This is a genomic window from Mesorhizobium sp. 113-3-3 (assembly GCF_016756495.1).
GTDB lineage: Bacteria > Pseudomonadota > Alphaproteobacteria > Rhizobiales > Rhizobiaceae > Mesorhizobium.
On the sequence record NZ_AP023243.1, the window covers coordinates 3,940,322 to 3,959,470 of the forward strand.

The 19,149-nt window shown below is 63.3% G+C and carries 17 protein-coding genes; 9 read left to right on the forward strand and 8 right to left on the reverse strand.

Annotation, left to right across the window (positions count from 1 at the left end; genetic code table 11):
- The first annotated feature begins 42 nt into the window (after nt 1–42).
- Entirely contained in the window at nt 43–402 is a 360-nt protein-coding gene (locus tag JG746_RS19120; protein WP_010909685.1) for a diacylglycerol kinase, read from the forward strand.
- Between the two features lie 29 nt (nt 403–431).
- Here JG746_RS19120 and JG746_RS19125 read toward each other — a convergent pair whose 3' ends face one another.
- Entirely contained in the window at nt 432–1,019 is a 588-nt protein-coding gene (locus JG746_RS19125; protein ID WP_202354216.1) for a DedA family protein, read from the reverse strand.
- Entirely contained in the window at nt 1,016–1,579 is a 564-nt protein-coding gene (locus JG746_RS19130) for a DUF1003 domain-containing protein (RefSeq protein ID WP_202354217.1), read from the reverse strand. Before JG746_RS19130 ends, JG746_RS19125 begins: the two co-directional genes overlap by 4 nt.
- An 86-nt stretch (nt 1,580–1,665) precedes the next feature.
- On the opposite strand from JG746_RS19130, the gene JG746_RS19135 reads away from it, so the two are divergent.
- The 6 genes from JG746_RS19135 (at nt 1,666) to JG746_RS19160 (ending at nt 9,772) form a co-directional block, all read left to right on the forward strand.
- Nucleotides 1,666–2,382: a DNA-3-methyladenine glycosylase I gene (locus JG746_RS19135; protein WP_202354218.1), complete on the forward strand. Its 717-nt coding sequence runs from the start codon at nt 1,666–1,668 to the stop codon at nt 2,380–2,382.
- 120 nt (nt 2,383–2,502) lie between these two features.
- The gene (locus JG746_RS19140; RefSeq protein ID WP_202354219.1) at nt 2,503–4,179 is read left to right on the forward strand and encodes an NAD+ synthase; all 1,677 of its coding nucleotides are present in this window, start codon (nt 2,503–2,505) and stop codon (nt 4,177–4,179) included.
- A 50-nt stretch (nt 4,180–4,229) separates the two neighbouring features.
- Entirely contained in the window at nt 4,230–4,640 is a 411-nt protein-coding gene (locus JG746_RS19145) for a GNAT family N-acetyltransferase (RefSeq protein ID WP_202354220.1), read from the forward strand.
- 392 nt (nt 4,641–5,032) lie between these two features.
- The gene (locus JG746_RS19150; RefSeq protein WP_202354221.1) at nt 5,033–6,838 is read left to right on the forward strand and encodes an ABC transporter ATP-binding protein; all 1,806 of its coding nucleotides are present in this window, start codon (nt 5,033–5,035) and stop codon (nt 6,836–6,838) included.
- Between the two features lie 231 nt (nt 6,839–7,069).
- Complete coding sequence (locus tag JG746_RS19155; protein ID WP_202354222.1) at nt 7,070–8,251, forward strand: hypothetical protein; 1,182 nt, start codon at nt 7,070–7,072, stop codon at nt 8,249–8,251.
- A 147-nt stretch (nt 8,252–8,398) separates the two neighbouring features.
- A complete protein-coding gene (locus JG746_RS19160; protein WP_202354223.1) occupies nt 8,399–9,772 on the forward strand; it encodes a glutamate--tRNA ligase in 1,374 nt (457 codons plus the stop codon).
- On the opposite strand, the gene JG746_RS19165 is transcribed toward JG746_RS19160, so the two are convergent.
- The 5 genes from JG746_RS19165 to JG746_RS19185 all read right to left on the reverse strand — a co-directional run bounded on the left by JG746_RS19165 (nt 9,690) and on the right by JG746_RS19185 (nt 15,864).
- Entirely contained in the window at nt 9,690–10,904 is a 1,215-nt protein-coding gene (locus tag JG746_RS19165; RefSeq protein ID WP_202354224.1) for a DUF2865 domain-containing protein, read from the reverse strand. The two genes, JG746_RS19160 and JG746_RS19165, sit on opposite strands and share 83 nt — an antisense overlap.
- 155 nt (nt 10,905–11,059) lie before the next feature.
- Nucleotides 11,060–11,740 (reverse strand): outer membrane protein, encoded by a 681-nt coding sequence (locus JG746_RS19170; RefSeq protein ID WP_202354225.1) that lies wholly within the window; start codon nt 11,738–11,740, stop codon nt 11,060–11,062.
- A gap of 197 nt (nt 11,741–11,937) precedes the next feature.
- Nucleotides 11,938–14,262 carry an NADP-dependent malic enzyme gene (locus JG746_RS19175; protein ID WP_202354226.1) on the reverse strand — a complete coding sequence of 775 codons (2,325 nt, stop codon included), beginning with the start codon at nt 14,260–14,262 and terminating at the stop codon, nt 11,938–11,940.
- 252 nt (nt 14,263–14,514) lie between these two features.
- Entirely contained in the window at nt 14,515–15,003 is a 489-nt protein-coding gene (locus JG746_RS19180; protein WP_202354227.1) for an AAA family ATPase, read from the reverse strand.
- 81 nt (nt 15,004–15,084) lie between these two features.
- Nucleotides 15,085–15,864, reverse strand: a complete 780-nt coding sequence (locus tag JG746_RS19185) for an SDR family oxidoreductase (RefSeq protein WP_202354228.1) — start codon at nt 15,862–15,864, stop codon at nt 15,085–15,087.
- 119 nt (nt 15,865–15,983) lie between these two features.
- Here JG746_RS19185 and JG746_RS19190 point away from each other — a divergent pair, with 119 nt between their 5' ends.
- Nucleotides 15,984–16,799: a UDP-2,3-diacylglucosamine diphosphatase gene (locus tag JG746_RS19190; RefSeq protein ID WP_244730335.1), complete on the forward strand. Its 816-nt coding sequence runs from the start codon at nt 15,984–15,986 to the stop codon at nt 16,797–16,799.
- A gap of 125 nt (nt 16,800–16,924) precedes the next feature.
- Entirely contained in the window at nt 16,925–18,190 is a 1,266-nt protein-coding gene (locus JG746_RS19195) for an MFS transporter (protein WP_202354229.1), read from the forward strand.
- On the opposite strand, the gene dgcA is transcribed toward JG746_RS19195, so the two are convergent.
- The gene (dgcA, locus tag JG746_RS19200; protein WP_202354230.1) at nt 18,110–19,093 is read right to left on the reverse strand and encodes an N-acetyl-D-Glu racemase DgcA; all 984 of its coding nucleotides are present in this window, start codon (nt 19,091–19,093) and stop codon (nt 18,110–18,112) included. The genes JG746_RS19195 and dgcA overlap by 81 nt on opposite strands.
- Nucleotides 19,094–19,149 lie beyond the last annotated feature (56 nt).

Genomic DNA, 19,149 nt, shown 5'->3' on the forward strand with positions numbered 1-19,149 from the left:
GTTGCTTTATCTCGTGCCGGTAATCCGGAAAGAGGTTTGGGCATGCAGCGGCTGATCGACGCTTTTTTCAATTCGGTGCGGGCGTTCCGAAAGCTGGCCGCCAGCGAGAAGGCTTTCCAGCAAGAACTGATGCTGCTGGTGCTCGCTCTGCCCGCGGCGTGGTTCGTTTCGGTGTCCTGGCGTGGTTATGCCTTGCTGATCGGGGCGGTGCTGCTGCTGATCATGGTCGAGGTACTGAACACCGGCATCGAGGCGGCTTGCGATGCCTTCAGCCGCGAGTTCAATGTCGACATCCAGTTGGCCAAGGACTGCGGCTCGCTGGCGGTGCTGATCTCGGTTGTCATCGTCGCCGGCGTCTGGGGCATCGCGCTCATCGAGCGGATCACCGGCTTTCCGATCTGACCTCCTGAACGACCAGGACACCGACTGCATCACTGCTCCCGACGACGCTCCCGCTTGGCGACGTGGCGGGCGACAAACCAGGCAAGCACGGCCACGGTGAGGCCGATGCCGAGCCCGATGAACAGCCGCTCGTGGCGCATCAGCGCCTGGCCGACGAAATGCTCGGCGCCCAGTCCGAAGACATAACCGATCGTGCTGAACAGCACCGCCCAGATCACCGATGAGATGGCGTTGAGAATGACGAACCGGGGCGCTGCTATGGTCGACAGGCCTGCGGCGATGCCGCCGACAAGGCGCATGCCGTAGACATAGCGGTTCGACAGCACGAAGATGTTGGGATGGGTATTGAGCAGACGGTAGGCGCGGCCGAATCCTGGGCGCCTGCGCAGCCTGACGACATGGCGGTTGTCGGCGAAACTTCTGCCCAGGATGAAGAAGCAGGTGTCGCCGAGGAAGGCGCCGAGCGCCGCCGCCACAATCGCATGCCACAGCACGAAAACATTCTGGTGGGCGAAGAATCCGCCGAGGATGGCGGCACTTTCGCCTTCGGCGACACAGCCGAGAAAGACGGCAAGCAACCCATATTGTTCGATGAAATGATGGATCGCGTCGGTCATGAGGCCGACTGCTGCTGCGCCAGCCTCTCGTCGATGCGTTTGACCACTTCCGCCAGCCGCATGATCTCTTCGCGCATGCCGATGATCTGGCTGTGGCGCAGCTCATCGAGTTTTTCGTGCAGCGCCATGATCTCGATCTCGGCCTTCAGATTGACCTCGTAATCGTGGGCGGCGTCGATGCGGTCGCGTTCGGTCTGGCGGTTCTGCGCCATCATGATCACCGGCGCCTGCAAGGCGGCGACCATAGAGAGCACGAGGTTGAGGAAGATGAACGGGTAGGGGTCGAAGGCATCGCGCGTCAAAAGCCAGACATTGCCGGCGGTCCAGACGATCAGGAAAGCGATGAAGCCTAGGATGAAGGACCAGGAGCCGCCGATGCGGGCGATCGTATCGGCAAGCCGGTCGCCAAAGGTCTGGTGGAAGGCGACCGCCTTGTTGGTGTCGCGAGAGATCGTGGTGCGTTCGAGCGCCGATTGCAGCACCCGGCTTTCCAACTGGCTGAGGCCGTCCGGCCGTCGCTTGAGCCAGCGGTTCGCCATATCGTCGATTGTCTTGTACATGGCCGTCTCCGTCGTCAGTGGAGATAGACGTAGAGGCTGCCGGCTCTCGCGGGAAGTGTTACATTCACGCCAATAGCGAGGGAGCCATGGCCGATTTCCAGAAAATTCGCCTGCGCGCGGCAAAACGCAAGGGCGGCGAAGGGGAGCTTGCAACGCTGCTCGGGCCCGTGCCCGACAATGCCGCGGTCGCCGACATTCCGGACGATCGCATTCTCTCGACCATGGCCGAGCGGGTCTTTGCCGCCGGTTTCGTCTGGCGCGTCATCGAACAGAAATGGCCGGGTTTCGAGGAGGCATTTCTACGCTTCGAGCCGAAGCGGCTGTTGTTCCAGCCTGACGATTTCTGGCACGATCTGGCTTCCGATCAGCGCATTGTGCGCAACCCGCAGAAAATCAAATCCGTGCGCGACAACGCCGCTTTCGTCGAACGGGTGTCGAAGGAGCACGGCGGCTTCGGTGAATTCCTCGCCAACTGGCCTGCCGACGACCAGGTCGGGCTGATGGCCTATCTCGGCAAGCATGGCAGCCGGCTGGGCGGCAATACAGGCCAGTATTTCCTGCGCTGGCTGGGCTGGGATGCCTTCGTCATTTCGGGCGACATGGCGGCGGCATTGCGGGACGCCGGTCTCGACATTGCCGAAAGCCCGACTTCGAAGAAGGATCTCGACAAGATGCAGACCCAGATCAATCAATGGGTGGCGGACACGAGGCTGCCGCGCCGGCACATTTCGCGCATCCTGGCCATGTCGATCGGCGAGAACCATTCTCCGCAGTCGCTGCGCGAATATATGGGCGACGACTAAGCGATCCGACACGACTGACCGTGTCAATCGGTCCGACACGATTGATTGTATCAATCGGTCAGGGGTTGGTCCAAGCGAACGCCATTGCGAGGCGAATTTTGCCGCGCTAAGTCAGCGGGCATGACCAAGAAGCCCGACATACTGCGCATCGCGATCGCCCAACTCAACCCGACCGTCGGCGATGTCGCCGGCAACCTCGCCAAAGCCCGTGAGGCGAGGGCGGATGCCGCGCGCCAGGGCGCCGATCTCGTGCTCTACACCGAGCTCTTCCTTGCCGGTTACCCGCCGGAAGATCTGGTGCTGAAACCGGCCTTCCTGAAGGCCTGCGAAAAGGCGGCGCAGGAGTTTGCCGCCGATACATCGGATGGCGGCCCCGGCTTCATCATCGGCACGCCGCTGAAGCGCAAGAGCGGCACGCACAATTCGATCATCGTTGCCGATGGCGGCAAGATCATCGCCGAGCGCTACAAGCTCGACCTGCCGAACTATGGCGAGTTTGACGAGAAGCGCGTCTTCCAGGCTGGACCCGAGATCCAGGGACCTGTCAATTTCCGTGGCGTGCGCATCGGCATTCCGATTTGCGAGGATATCTGGGGCGATGTCGGCATTTGCGAATCGCTGGCGGAAAGCGGGGCGGAAATCCTGCTGGTGCCCAACGGCTCGCCATATTATCGCGCCAAGATCGATGTCCGCCACCAGGTCGTCATTCGCCAGGTCATCGAATGCGGCCTGCCGATCACCTATGCCAACCAGCTCGGCGGCCAGGATGAACTGATCTTCGACGGCGCATCCTTTGCCATCGGCGCCGACAAGACATTGGCTTTCCAGATGAGCCAGTTCGAGGAAGCGGTCGACGTCATCACATGGAAGCGCGGGGAGGACGGCTGGGTCTGCTCTGAAGGGCCGATGTCGAAGATCCCCGAGCGGGAGGAGGCCGACTACCGCGCCTGCATGCTGGGCCTGCGCGACTACGTCAACAAGAACGGCTTCAAGAATGTCGTGCTCGGCCTGTCGGGCGGCATCGATTCGGCGATCTGTGCCGCCCTTGCCGTCGACGCGCTCGGCGAAGAGCGGCTGCGCGCCGTGATGATGCCTTACCGCTATACGTCGAAGGATTCGCTGAAGGACGCCGAGGATTGCGCCCGCGCGCTCGGCTGCCGCTATGACATCGTGCCGATCTTCGAGCCGGTCGAAGGTTTCCTGCATGCACTGACGCAGCTCTTCGAAGGCACCAAGGAAGGCATCACCGAGGAAAACCTGCAGAGCCGGGCACGCGGCACCATCCTGATGGCGATCTCCAACAAGTTCGGCTCGATGGTGGTCACGACCGGCAACAAGAGCGAGATGTCGGTCGGCTATGCGACGCTCTATGGCGACATGAATGGCGGCTTCAACCCGATCAAGGACCTCTACAAGATGCAGGTCTATGCGTTGTCGCGCTGGCGCAACAGCCATGTGCCGCCGGGCGCGCTCGGGCCGTCGGGCGAGGTCATCCCGAAGAACATCATCGACAAGGCGCCGTCGGCGGAGTTGCGCGAGAACCAGACGGACCAGGATTCGCTGCCGCCCTATCCGGTGCTGGACGATATCCTCGAATGCCTGGTCGAGAACGAGATGGGCGTCGACGACATCGTTGCGCGCGGCCATGACCGGGCGACGGTGACGCGCGTCGAGCATCTGCTCTACATCGCCGAATACAAGCGCCGGCAGGCGGCACCGGGGGTGAAGATCACCCGCAAGAATTTCGGCCGCGACCGCCGCTATCCCATCACCAACCGCTTCAGGGATCGTGGATAAGCGTTCGTCCGTTGGCGCAAACACGCGAAAACACGGGGTGGGGATACAGCATGCCGGACTGCGAGATCAGCTTCGACCTCGCGCGGATCGATTTTCGCGCGACCTCAGACCTTTTGATGGCGAGCTATTGGGGCGCTGGGCGCAGCGATGCGTTTCATCGCCGGGCCTTTGCCAATTCGTTCTGCGCCGCCGCCTATATGGATGGCAAACAGGTTGGTTTCGGCAGGGCGATCACCGACCGCGCGGTCTTTGCCTATCTCGCCGACATCATCATCTGGCCTGAGTACCGCGGGCAGGGCATTGGCCAGCGGCTGGTGCAGGCACTCATCGATCATCCCGAGCTCGGCACGGTCTCGCATTGGAGCCTGTCGACCGGTGATGCGCATGGGGTCTACGAAAAGCTGGGCTTCAAGGCATCGACGGACGGCCGATACATGCGCCTGGACCGCACGCCACAGTGACTGGGACGCGGCGGAAGCCGTCATCGCCGTTGTTGCAAAATCATCGCACTGGTTGGACCAGATACGCTTTTGGGCAAGGCTTGTCTTGGCGATGCATCGGAGCGTCTCTATAAGGACCGCTCCGCGATTCATTTGCGGGAGGTCCGAATGGCAGTATTTGAAATGGTAATGCGAGGCCGCGAAGCCTAGGTCTCTACCGGCGCTCCGCGAAGGTTCGTCCTTTGCGCCGGAGCCGGATTGAGCACAGGCTTATGCCGATGCCGGTCGCCGCCCGACTACGGGCGTGACGCCAAAATATGCCATTCCGCTTCTGGGCACTCATTGGCCCCTTGCGCGGCTTCTTCAATTTTCGACCTTACTGGGATCGGGCTCGTTTGCGCCCGAATGACATCATGGCTCGTTTCAAGATCGTTTTGCGCGCGAGCGCCTTTCGCAGCGTTCTTGGTTTCACGCTCACCCATTGGCGGCGCCAGCCCTGGCGGCTTTCGCTGATCATGGGTGGTTTCCTGCTGTCGACACTGGCCGACGTTCTGACGCCGCTCTATTCAGGCCGGCTGGTCGACGCCGTCGCCAGCAGCGCCGGTGCGGACGCCATTGCCTGGAATGCCGCGATGACGGCGTTCTTCATCCTCATGGCGCTTGCCCTGACCGGCGTGGTGCTGCGCAACCTGGCGTTCATGGGCATTGTCGAACTGACGCTGAAGATGATGGCCGACATCGCCGCCGATGCCTTCCATCGCGTCCAACGCTTTTCCACCGACTGGCACGCCAATTCGTTTGCCGGCTCTACCGTGCGCAAGGTGACGCGCGGGATGTGGGCGCTCGACCTGCTCAACGACACCATCCTGATCGCGCTGCTGCCTTCGGTCGTGATGCTCGTCGGCTCGACGCTGCTGCTCGGCTGGTTCTGGCCGCTGATGGGCGTGGTCGTCGCCGCGGGCTCGGTACTGTTCATCATGGTGACGGCGCTGCTGTCGCTTGGCTATGTCGCGCCGGCGGCAAGGCTCGCCAACACCTGGGACACGCGGCTTGGCGGCTCGCTCGCCGACGCGGTGAGCTGCAACGCCGTGGTCAAGGGCTTCGGCGCCGAGGAGCGTGAAGAGCGCCGCCTCGCCAGGGTGGTCGCCAAATGGCGGGCGCGCACGCGGCGCACCTGGGTGCGCGGCACCATCAACGGCACCACGCAAGGGGTGCTGCTGCTGGTTATGCGCGCCGCCGTCATCGGCCTGTCGCTGCTCTTGTGGTCATGGGGGCAGGCGAGCGCCGGCGATGTCGCCTTCGTGCTCACCTCGTTCTTCGTGCTGCAGGGCTATCTCAGGGATATCGGCACGCATATCCGCAATTTGCAGCGTTCGATCAACGACATGGAGGAGTTGGTCGATTTCCAGTCCGAACCGCTCGGCATCGAGGACCGGCCCGGCGCCAGGCCGATCCGGATCACGCAAGGGGCGATCAGCTTCGACAAGGTCACCTTCCACTACGGCAATCACCGGTCGCCGCTCTATCGCGACTTTTCGGTCGATATCGCGCCGGGTGAACGCGTCGGGCTCGTCGGTCACTCCGGCTCGGGCAAGACGACCTTCGTCAAGCTCATCCAGCGGCTCTATGACGTCAATGCGGGCAAGATCCTGATCGACGGCCAGAACATTTCGCAGGTGGCGCAAGCGTCGCTGCGCGGGCAGATCGCGATCGTCCAGCAAGAGCCGATCCTGTTCCATCGCTCGCTGGCCGAAAACATCGCCTATGCCAGGCCGAACGCGACGCAGGAGGAGATCGAGCATGCCGCCAGGCTGGCGAGTGCGCACGACTTCATCACCAGCCTGCCGAAGGGTTACGGCACGCTGGTCGGCGAGCGCGGCGTCAAACTGTCGGGCGGCGAACGCCAGCGTGTGGCGATCGCGCGCGCCTTCCTGGCCGATGCGCGCATCCTGATCCTGGACGAGGCGACATCGAGCCTCGATTCGGAATCGGAAGTGCTGATCCAGCAGGCGATGGAGCGGCTGATGGTCGGCCGCACCACACTGGTCATCGCCCACCGGCTGTCGACGGTGCGGGCGCTCGACAGACTGCTGGTCTTCGACCGCGGCAACATTGTCGAGGAAGGCTCGCATGACGAACTGATCCGGCTGAAGGGCGGTATCTACCGCCGCCTGTTCGAGCGTCAGGCACTCGAACTAACCAAGGGACTGGTCATCTGACCTGAGATGGCCTCCAGCTTAGGCCGGAGGCCGTCTCCACCCGGTGCTATCAGCTGGAGTGACTTGCGCGGCATGCTCCTGGCATCCCGGCAGTTTAGACGTTGTTTATGATGCCCGGGCACAACACGTCTTTTCTACCGCTGGTTGCCGCATATTTACGCAAAAGCAACCCAGGCGGCGTAAGCCCATATCCTGCGATCAGATTGGTCAGCGCTGGATTTCCGCTTCACGATGCATCTTGCTTCCGAAGATACCGGTGTGGAAAGGGTGGCTGCGCCGTCGGTGCAGGCGGCGCACCACGGCACGGTTCGGCCACTCGCAGCCGACGATCTCGAGCGCGTCGCAGCACTCTTCCTGACGAAGTTTCGCCGGCGGCGGCGCCGCCTTCACGATCGCGCCATCGTGGAGGTGGCCGAGTATATGAGGAAGATCTATCTCGACCCTGCCGGCCAGCCCGGCGCCAGCAACGCTCTTGTCCAGATCAACCCGCAGGGCGATCTGGGCGGGTTCCTCGGTGTCCTGAAAGCCCGCTACGAGCTCAACGGAGCGGTTCTGAATGCGGCGATCATCGGTCCGCTGATGGCCGACACTGGCACCGATCACGGCTCGGCCGGACCGCAATTGCTGCGTGCCGTGCATCAGGGCGAATTCGATCTGCACCTGACCGATTCGGCCAACCGGGTATCCCTGGCCTTCGCACGCCCGATGAAATACCAGCTCCTGCCGGTGCATTGTCTGGGATGGACCCGCATTTTCCGCCCGGCCGCGGTGGCTTCCGCCGCGATGCGCGCCAGATGGCCGGGCCTGCCTCGTTTCGCACTCGATCCTTGCGCCAGGGCATTCGACGCCTTTGCGAGAAAAAGGTTCGAGCCGCCCGTCGAGCATTCCTCGTCACACCGGATCCATCGCCAACCGATGGATGCCGCGCAGTTTGCGGAGCGGCTGCCGACCCTCCTGTCCGATTACGCCCTTCGGCCGCGCTGGCAGGATGGTGAACTGCCACGGCTGCTCGCGCTGGCGGCCGAGAAGCGGGCCGACGGCCCTCTTCATTTCGGCGGGACTTTCGACGAAGCTGGTAAAATGCTCGGTTGCTACGCTTTCTACGGTCAAGCCGGCGGCATCGCCAACCTGCTGCAGATCCAGTCTTCCGGACCTCACTGGGGTGCGACGCTGGATGGCTTGATCGCGGACGCGTGGACTATGGGCTGCGCAGGCATCATCGGGCAGACGCAAAGCAGGTTCATGCCGCAGCTCTTCAGTTACAAGAATGTTTTCTTCCGCTATGCCGGGGGAACGATGGTGCGCTCGCGCATCCCAGAGGTCGCGCAAGCGGTCCGTTCCGGCGACATCTTCATCGGTGGATTGGTGGGCGACCGCTGGACCCGCCTCAGCTCCGACGATTTCGGCCGCTGATGGCTTTCAACCAGCTGTTCTGAACGGACAAGGACCATACGCCTCGCATGGCCTTAGTCTTTTCATCGCGCGCATCATGTTCTATGTGTGCCGGCCAGTGCGGGGGCGCATCTTGTCAATCACAAAGGCATCCGGTACGCCCCGCTCATGACAGTTACCGTTCGTTTCGCCCCGTCACCGACCGGCCGCATCCATATCGGCAATGCGCGCACCGCTCTGTTCAACTGGCTGTTTGCGCTCAACAACAAGGGCCGCTTCATCCAGCGCTTCGACGATACCGACATCGGCCGCTCGAAGCAGGAATTCGCCGACGCCATCCTCTACGACCTGCATTGGCTGGGCATTTTCCCGGATGCCACCGAATATCAGTCGCGGCGCTTCGAGGTCTATGACGCCGCGGTCGAGCGGCTGAAGTCGGCGGGCGTTCTCTACGCCTGCTACGAAACGCCGGAGGAACTCGATCTGCGACGCAAGGTGCGGCGCACGCGCGGCCTGCCGCCGGTCTATGGCCGCGAGGCCCTGGCACTGACCCATGAGCAGGTGGCCGAATACCAGGCCGATGGCCGCCGGCCGCACTGGCGCTTCCTGCTGCCCAATTTCACTGGGGATCCGCTGCAGCCGGAGCGCACCGAGGTCCACTGGAGCGATCTGGTGCGCGGCGAGGAGACGGTCGATCTCGCGTCGCTCTCGGATCCAGTGCTGGTGCGCGAGGACGGCACCTATCTCTATACGCTGCCATCCGTCGTGGACGACATCGAGATGGGCGTCAGCCATGTCATCCGCGGCGACGACCATGTCACCAACACCGGCGTGCAGATCGCGCTGTTCAAGGCGCTGGGCGCCGAGCCGCCTGTCTTCGGCCACCACAATCTCCTGACCACCGTTTCGGGCGAGGGGCTGTCGAAGCGCACCGGCGCACTCTCCATCGAAAGCCTGCGCGAGGATGGTATCGAGCCGATGGCCGTCGCGTCGCTCGCCGTCCTGGTCGGCACCTCGGAGAATGTCGCGGCCGCGCATGACCTCGCCGAACTCGCCGGCCATTTCGACCCGGCAGCGACCTCGAAATCATCGGCCAAGTTCGACCCGGACGAACTGTTCGTGCTCAACCGCGTGCTGATGCACCATATGCCGTTCGACGAGGCGCGCGACAGGCTGATGGTGCTGGGCATCTCGGGCGAACAGGCCGAGCCGTTCTGGCTGGCGGTGCGCGGCAATCTCGACCGGCTTGCCGACGCGGTGGGCTGGTGGCGCATCCTGCGCGAGGGGCCGCAGGACAGGCCGGAGTTCTCCGAGGATGACCGTGACTTCCTCGGACAGGCCTTCGAAGTCCTGCCCGAAGAGCCCTGGAACGGCACGGTCTGGAAGGAATGGACCGGCAAGATCAGGGAAGCGACAGGGCGCAAGGGCAAGGGGCTGTTCATGCCGCTGAGGCTTGCCCTTACCGGACTGCCTTCGGGGCCGGAGCTTGCAGATCTATTGCCGCTGATGGGTCGGGAAGGAACGTTGGCCCGACGACCCTGACTTTGCGCTGCTCCGGCGGCAGTGCGGATACGGGCGACGTCACCGGCTTGGCGGAAAGCCGCTTGACGGCCTCGCGGTCGAGCCCGCCGTCCCTGTTGGCCAGGGTTTCCGGGTCGGCGCCCGGATCGGGCTTGGAGGCCGGCATTGGAACGACCGGTGCCGCGTCCGTCTCCGGCTGCGACTGCTGCGGAGGGGGCGGGTTGCCGCCAATGATCTGGAAGTTCTGCGCGGCATTGCAGCCACAGGCCGGCGGCCGCGACATGTTGGACTGCTTGTAGAGATAGGCGGTCGGCAGTTCGCTGTAGGGCCTGCCGGTGACCGATGACGTCATCGAGGCCGAATCGTCGTCCATGCCGCGCGAATAGAAGACCTGCATTTCGGTGCCGGGGCAGCTCGATTCGCAATTCTTCTGGTCACGCTCGAAATCGCCGGCCGTGGCGGCATTCGACATCGGGAAGAAATAGCCGTCGCAGGTGCGCACGCAGGTGGTGTGGAACTCGCCGCCCGTGCCCGCAAAGTCCGGAATGCCGGGCAGGTTCAGGACGCGGCTGACATTGCGTTCCTCGCCGGTATCGTCCGGCTGGTCAAGCGTGTCGCTCGGCTGGCCGCCTCCACCGAAAAGCTGGTCGAACAGGTTGGCGTTGCCGTCTTCTTCTCCACGGTCGGCTTCCTGCAGCGGCGCGCGGCGCGGCGCAACCGCGTCGTCCCGGCAGCCATTGGCGTCGAGCGCGGCCTGGATGCGGCCGCGGTCGCGACGCGAGCCGCCGCCGCCGCCGCCGGCGAGTTGGGCGCGCTTGGCCTGGAGATTGTCGAGATTGGCGCTCATGCGGTCGATGGTGGCGTTGAGCCCGGCGCATCGATTGATGTTGCGGGAAAACAGCGAAAACCCGCAACCGGCATTGTCCGCTTGGCTGCGGGCCTTGGAGATCTGTTCGCGCTGCCGGTCGATCGCGGCATCGTATTTGCGGATCATGGCCGGACCACCGCCGCCCCCACGCGACGCCGCGGCGAGATCGGCCTCCAACTGACGGCAGACCCGCGAGGCGGCCTGCGGCTCGGTGATGGTGGCGCCGGACAGCAGCAGGCCAAGCAGCATGGCAGCATGCGCCCGCTTCAACCCTCCGCTTGTCATCCGCCTCAATCCCGCTGGCCTGTGTCCGCCAAGCTACCCCGTTGCCGGTTAATCGTCTATTTCGGATGCGATCCGGCGGCTGGCCGAAAGCCCTTTGGTCGCGGCAGCGAGCACCTTCAATCGGCCGAAGAGCGACGGGACCGCTCCACCGACTGTCAGAACTTGTAATTCATGCCGATCTTGACCGCGTTGAACGTGTTGTCGAACGTGGTGTTGGAGTTCGGGGCATAGTCGATGGTCTGGTCTCGCAGATCGACATATTGATATTCGAACTTTGCCGACCAATGGTCCGTGATCGCTTGCTCCAGTCCGCCGCCAATGGTCCAGCCGACCTTGGCGTTCTTCTCGGAAAAGCTGTTCAAGGGGCCGCCGAGATATTGGTTTTCGACGCTTCCGAACGCCAGGCCGCCGGTGCCGTAGATCAGGGTGCGATCGAACGCATAGCCCGCCCTGGCGCGAAGCGTTCCAAACCAGTCCACCTTGGTGTCGTAGACATCGCCTCCGCCGACATTGATTTCGTCGGAGTGCCCCTTGATGTCGGCCCCGGAAAAATCGGCCTCGACGCCCACAACAGCGGAGTTGACCTGGTAGTTGTAGCCGATCTGCACGCCACCCAGGAAACCATCGGTATCGTAGTTCTGCGAGCCTCGGATCGTTGGGGTGTTCGGCAAATTGTAAGTTGCGTCGGTCCTGCCAAAACCATAGCCAATCTGCCCGCCGACATAGACGCCGGACCAGTCATGGACGGTTGCGGGCTCGGCACTGATGGCGTCCGCAGCCAGAGCTTGTCCGCCGATCAGCGACAGCAATGCGGATGCGAGCAGCAGGCCCTTCATGACGTCCTCGCCGTCAAATCAGATACGCAACCATATCAGGTCGGCTTTCCCCGCGAAATCCGCTTCCGGCCAAGGCCGAATTTACGCAATCGCAAGTTGCTGGACGGCAACACCCCGGTTTGCAAGGGGTTGTTGCCGTCAGATGAGGGCGCTGCTTCCTGCAAGACCAAGCCGACCCTGCTGAAGCCGGCTTCAGCCTAGTCCAGATTGGGGATGGCCTGCGCCTTGTGCGCGGCCTCGACCACGGCGAGCGCCGTCATGTTGACGACGCCGCGCGACGTCACCGAGGGCGTGAGGATGTGCGCCGGCTTGTCGGTGCCGAGCAGGATCGGCCCGACATGCAGCGCATCCATCATGGCGCGCAGCGCTGTGAGCGTGATGTTGGCCGAATCGAGATTCGGGAACACCAGTAGATTGGCTTCGCCCTTCAGCCGCGAATGCGGATAGACGCGCTGGCGCAGATGCTCCGACAAAGCGGAATCGGCATGCATTTCGCCGTCGCACTGCAGCTCCGGCGCGATGCGCGCCAGGATCGCCGCCGCCTGCCGCATTTTCAGCGCGCTTGGCGAATCGCGCGAGCCGAAATCCGAATGCGAAAGCAACGCCGCCTTCGGCTCGATGCCGAAGCGCTGGATTTCCTCGGCCGCCAGCACGGTCATCTCGGCGATCTCCTCGGCCGTCGGGTCGACGGAGACGTGCGTGTCGGTGAGGAAGATGATGCCGCGCTGCGAAATCAGCATGGACAGCGTCGACAGGTCATGGTCCTTGATGCCAGCGCGTGGGCCAATGATAAGGGTGACGTTGCGCAGGTGCCGTTCGAAGCGTCCTTCGAGGCCGCAGACCATGGCGTCGGCGTCGCCGCGCTTCAGCGCCAGTGCCGCGATCACCGTGTTGTCGGTGCGCACCATGGTGCGCGCGGCCTCCGTGGTGACGCCGCGCCGGCCGGCAAGCTCGATCAGCAGGTCGACATAATGGCGGTAGCGCGGATCATCCTCAGGGTTGATCAGGCCGAAATCGACACCCGGTTTGATGCGCAGGCCGTAGCGTTTCAGCCTGACTTCGATGACGTGCGGACGGCCGATCAGGATCGGCTCGGCGATGCCTTCCTCGAGCACCACCTGTGCGGCGCGCAGCACGCGCTCATCCTCGCCGTCGGCATAGATGACGCGCTTGGCGCTCGATGCCTTGGCGGATGAGAAGACCGGCTTCATCACCAGGCCGGAGCGGAAGACGAAACGGTTGAGCTTGTCGATATAGGCGGCGAAGTCGGTGATCGGCCGCGTCGCCACACCGGTGTCGCAGGCCGCCTTGGCGACGGCCGGCGCGATGCGCAGGATCAGCCTGGGATCGAAGGGCGAGGGGATCAGGAATTCGGGCCCGAAGATCGGTGTCTCGCCCGAATAGGCGCGCGCCGCGACGTCCGAAGGCTCTTCGCGGGCAAGGGCGGCGATGGCCCGCACGGCGGCCATCTTCATCTCTTCATTGATGGCGCTGGCGCCGCAATCAAGGGCGCCGCGGAAGATGTAGGGGAAGCACAGGACGTTGTTGACCTGATTGGGAAAATCGGAGCGGCCAGTGCAGATCATGGCATCGGGACGCGCCGCGCGCGCCTCTTCCGGCATGATCTCCGGATTGGGGTTGGCCAGCGCCAGGATCAGCGGCTTTGGCGCCATGTGCTGCAGAAGTTCCGGCTTCAGCACGCCCGCGGCCGAAAGGCCAAGGAAGACATCGGCGCCCGGAATGACATCGGCCAGCGTGCGTGCCTCGGTGTCCTTCACATAGGGGTCTTTCCAGCGGTCCATCTCTTCGGTGCGGCCCTTGTAGGCGACGCCAAAACGATCGGTGACCCAGATGTTTTCGATACGCACGCCAAGCGAGACCAGAAGGTTCAGGCAGGCAAGGGCGGCAGCACCGGCGCCGGAGGTGACGACCTTGATGTCCGAGATCGTCTTGCCGGCGAATTCCAGCCCGTTGAGCACGGCGGCGGCAACGATGATCGCGGTGCCGTGCTGGTCGTCGTGGAACACTGGTATGCTCATGCGAGCCTTCAGCCGTTCCTCGACCTCAAAACACTCCGGCGCCTTGATGTCCTCGAGGTTGATGCCACCGAAAGTCGGTTCCAGCGCGGCGACGGTCTCCACCATGCGCTCGATCTCGGGCGCGTCGATCTCGATGTCAAAGACATCGATGCCGGCAAACTTCTTGAACAGGACCGCCTTGCCTTCCATGACCGGCTTGGAGGCCAGCGGGCCGATATTGCCAAGGCCGAGCACGGCCGAACCGTTGGAGACGACACCGACGAGGTTGGCGCGCGCGGTGTAATCGGCTGCGGTGGCGGGATTGTCGCGGATCTCCAGGCAAGGCGCCGCCACGCCAGGCGAATAGGCAAGCGCAAGGTCGCGCTGGTTGCCGAGCGGCTTGGTTGCCTGGATTTCGAGCTTTCCCGGCGTCGGGTGCTTGTGGAAGTAAAGGGCGGCTTCGTCGAGGTCCGAACGTGCCGTTTTCTTGTTCTCGCCTTCCATGCGGCCGCTCCCTCGAAACCTGTGTCGGGAGTCCTTTTAGCATGGGGCCGAGATTTTTCGCGACGCTAATTGACGCGCCGGCAGCTTTAAGTGTCGAGGTATCGGAAAGAGTTTTATATCAAATGCTTATGCGGGTTTCATGCAAGAATAATTCCGCCCTGGGGGCTTGATTGAACTCTTGAAAAGGCTGGATTTTACGGCAGCCCGCCATAAGCGGCGGTGATGAGGCAACAGGCTTTGTAAGCGTGCTTATTACCTATGGATCGTGACGTTGAAGCCTTCTTCAGGCGCCGGTGCCACAAAGTGGCTGGTGATAAGATCAAACTCCGCGTCGGTCGCCGCGAACTCATGGCTCCCGCTTGCATTTCGCGCCCGAAGACGCGCCTTGCAGACCGCATCGGGCACATCAAAATAATGGAGCTGATGGGCGGCGCCCGCCGCATCGAATATCGTTCGCATCCACATTCGATTTGCCGTGGTGTTCGCTGGGAAGTCGAGGACGACCGAGACGCCTGATTTCAGCAAATCCACCAGATGCGGTCCCATCGCGTTTCTCAGGTGAGCAGAACGGCGGACGTAATCGGCAACCGACACAATCTCTCCTGGATAGAGCCGGGAAAGCCAATGATCTTCGCTGATAATGACGGTGTCGGGCTGGGCGCCAAGTCGGGCCGCAAGCGTCGACTTGCCGGAAGCAATCTTGCCGCAAAGGAGATGCAGTGTCGGTTGGCTCAATGACATCTGAATAGGTTCGTGTTGCATCCTCGTGGTCGGAAAGCCAGAAGCGGGACACTGCCGACGGCTGCGTCCCGCTGCGCGTGATCAGAAGGCGCTGACGTAGAGACCGCCGTCGACCGGTATGTTCTGGCCGGTGAGATAGCCAGCATGGACCGAGCAGAGGAAGGCGCAGATCTGGCCGAACTCCTCCGGCGTGCCGAGGCGCTTTGCCGGCACATCGGCGCTGATGCGCGTCTTGCGCGCGGCGGCTGCGGCCGGGTCCTCGACGGTGCCGGCCTCATGCGGGCCGCGCAGCCGGTCGGTGTCAAGCTTGCCGGGCAGAAGACTGTTGATGGTGACGTTGCGGTCGATCACGGTTCGCGCCACGCCGGCAAGGAAGGAGGTCAGGCCGGCGCGCGCGCCAGACGACAGGTCGAGGCCGGGAATAGGGACGTAGACCGACAGCGAGGTGATGTTGACGATGCGGCCGAAGCCGCGCTTTGCCATGCCGTCGAGGACGGCCTGCACCAGCTCGATCGGCGTCACCATGTTCTGGGTGACGCCTTCGAGGATTTTGGCGCGATCGAGCTCGCGGAAATCGCGCAGCGGCGGGCCGCCATTGTTGTTGACGAGGATGTCGGGTTCCGGGCAGGCGGCGAGCAGCGCTTTCTGCACCTCGGGTTTCGAAACGTCGCCGACGACTTCCGTCACCGTTACGCCGTAGCGATCGCGCAGCTCCGCGGCGGTCTTGGCCACCAGTTCGGCATTGCGACCGTTGACGACGATATCGCACCCGGCCTCGGCCAGCGCCATGGCGCAGCCTTTTCCAAGACCCTTGCTCGAAGCGCAGACGATGGCCTTCTTTCCGCGGATACCAAGATCCATGACGATTTCTCCTGTGATTTGGCCGGCAAGCTAGTCCTTAGGCTGGACCAATCGCAACCGTCATACGGTTGTTGCATGAATCGGGGCATAGGCTGCGCGAAAGCAAGGGTGAAATCGCGATGTCAGGCCAAGAGCCCCGCACTTTCCGCAGCATGTTCATTTCCGATGTCCACCTCGGCTCGAAGGCGGCGAAGGCCGAGTTCCTGATCGATTTCCTGCGCTACCATGATGCCGACATCATCTATCTGGTCGGTGACATCGTGGACGGCTGGCGGCTGCGGCGCAGCTGGCACTGGCCGCAAAGCCACAATGACGTCGTGCAGAAATTGCTGCGCAAGGCGCGCAAGGGCGCCTCGATCACCTATATCGCCGGCAATCACGACGAATTCGCCCGCCAGTTCCAGGGCGTGCATTTCGGCGGCATCGTCGTCGCCGACCGCGCCATCCACGAGACCGCCGATGGCAAGCGCCTGCTGGTGATCCATGGCGACCAGTTCGACACCGTCGTCCACAATCAGCGCTGGCTCGCCTATCTCGGCGATCATGCCTATGACGCGGCGATGATCGTCAACCGGGTGGTGACGCGGCTGCGCCAATTGCTCGGCCTGCCTTACTGGTCGTTCTCGTCCTGGGCCAAGGTCAAGGTCAAGAAGGCGGTCAACTTCATCGGCTCGTTCCAGACCGTGCTGACCGAGGAAGCCCGCCGCTCGCATGTCGACGGCGTCATCTGCGGCCATATCCACCATGCGGCGATCGAGAATTTCGACGACGTGCGCTACATCAACACCGGCGACTGGGTGGAAAGCTGCACGGCCGTGGTCGAGCACTTCGATGGCCGGATGGAAATCCTGACCTGGGCGCAGGTGCTGCCGGAGTCGTTCGACGAACCTTTCATCCCGATGCTCATCGAGGATCGGGTCGGGCAGGCGGCCTGATGCGAGGGCCGCGACGACTTTTAAGCGTCAATCGATTGGTCCAGCCGGTTTCGCCTGGTTTTCCGCCATGTTAAGGGATCGATCACGTCGCCAGCCGATCGAGCGCGGCGTAATTGGATCGATTCATGTCCCTGCCGCCGCTTTCGCCAGAACAGCTCGTCAAGCCGCGCCATTTCGAACTGCGCATGAGCCTGATCTTCGCGACTTTGTTCGTGTCGCAAGGCACGCATCTGCCCTATTTTCCGCTCTGGCTGCAGGCGAAAGGTTTCGGCGCTGAACAGATCGCCGTGATCCTTGCCGCTCCGATGTTCCTGCGCGTAGTGACGACGCCGATGCTGACGGCGCTCGCCGACCGGGCGAAGGACCGCGCCAACGTCTATATCGTGCTGGTCGCGGCAACGATGATGATTTCGGCCGGCTATTTCCTGCCGGCGACCTACGCGATCGTGCTGGTCGTATCGCTGCTTTTGACGATCGTCTGGACGCCGCATTCGCCCATGGCCGATTCGCTGGCCTTGTCCGGAGTGCGCCGTTTCGGCTCGAACTACACCGCCATGCGCAAATGGGGCTCGATTTCCTATCTCTGCGCCAATGTCGTGGGCGGCTTCATCCTGGCGGGGGCCGGAGCCAAAGCCGTGCCGGTGATCATATTCGTGGCGCTCGCCGCAGCGCTTGCCGCTGCCCTGTTCGCGCCGCGCATGGGGCGCCCGCGCAAGGCCTCGCCGCTTTCGGCCGCGGAAATCCAGCACGCGGCGCCGAGCCTGTTCAATGCCTATTTCCTCTACTTCACCTTTGGCGTCGGCATCATCACCGCCAGCCACGCTTTCCTCTACGGCTTCGTTTCCATCTACTGGAAATCGATCGGCATCAGCGATTCCGTCGTCGGCCTGCTGTGGGCCTGGGGCGTGGTATCCGAAGTCTGCATGTTCCTGTTTTTCAACCGCATTTTCGCCTCGGTGTCGGTCGTCAAGGTGATGGTGATCGCCGGCATCGGTTCGATCGTGCGCTGGATCATCTTTCCACTGGTATGGCCGCTCGGCCTCGGCATCGCCGGCTTCTTCGCCGTGCAATCGTTGCATTCGGTGTCTGTCGCCATGGTGCTGATCGGCCTGCAGAGAATGATCGCCGAGACCGTCTCCGAAGAGCGCACGGGGGCCGCGCAAGGCATCGCCTATTTCTTCAACGGCTTCTTCATGGCCGCCGTTACGCTGGCTTCCGGCCCGCTCTATGACCGCCTCGGCGTTGACGGGTTCCTGGTGATGATCCCGATCGCGATCGCCGGGCTGGTGCTTATCGGGCTCGCCGCGCGCTCAGCCCCAAAGCGCCCGATCGGGAGGGGCGACGAGCGAACCGTGGTAGACGAGACCCGGCACGCGGTCGCGGGCAAGTAGCAGCGGACCGTCGAGGTCGACGAAATCGGCATCCTGGGCGAGCAGCACCGCGGGCGCCATGGCCAGCGACGTACCGACCATGCAGCCGACCATGATGCCAAAACCCAACTCGCGGGCGCGGTCGCGCAGCACGAGTGCCGCCGTCAGTCCGCCGGACTTGTCGAGTTTGATGTTGACGGCGTCGTAGAGACCGACCAGCGTTTCCAGGTTCTTCGCCTCATGCACGCTTTCGTCGGCGCAGATCGGCACCGGATGGGCGATGTGGCGCAGGATTTCGTCCTGGCCCGCGGGCAGGGGCTGTTCGACGAGCGCGATGCCTTGCTCCGCGGCAAAAGCCAGGTTCGCGACGACGTTGTCGTCGGTCCAGCCCTCATTGGCATCGAGGATGATCCGGCTTTGCGGCGCGGCCTGCCTCACTGCCTGGATCCGGGCGATGTCGTTGTCGCCGCCGATCTTGACCTTCAGCAGCGGCCGCCCGGCGTTGGCGCGCGCCTGTGCCGCCATCGCCTCGGGTTCGCCAAGCGACAGCGTGTAGGCGGTTTCGAGCGGACGCAGCGGCGCCGGCCAGAGTGTGTCAGCCACCGGCTTGCCGCTGATCTTGGCTTCAAGGTCCCATAGGGCGCAGTCGACGGCGTTGCGGGCGGCTCCCGCCGGCATTGCGTCGAGCAAGTCGGTCCGGTCGATGCCACCGGCGATCCGCTCGCGCATGGCCTCTATCGCGGCGTGCACGCCGTCCATGGTTTCGCCGTAGCGCTTGTAGGGGACGCATTCGCCGCGACCGCTATGACCATCCTGGCCGATCGTGCATGTGATGACCTCGGCCTCGGTCTTGGAGCCGCGCGAAATGGTGAAGGTGCCGGCGATCGGAAAACGTTCGGCCTCAACCGAAATGACACGCGCCATATTTTTCTGCTCCGGCTATGCGAGAAGGGGTGTCGGCAAATCGACAACGTCGGACC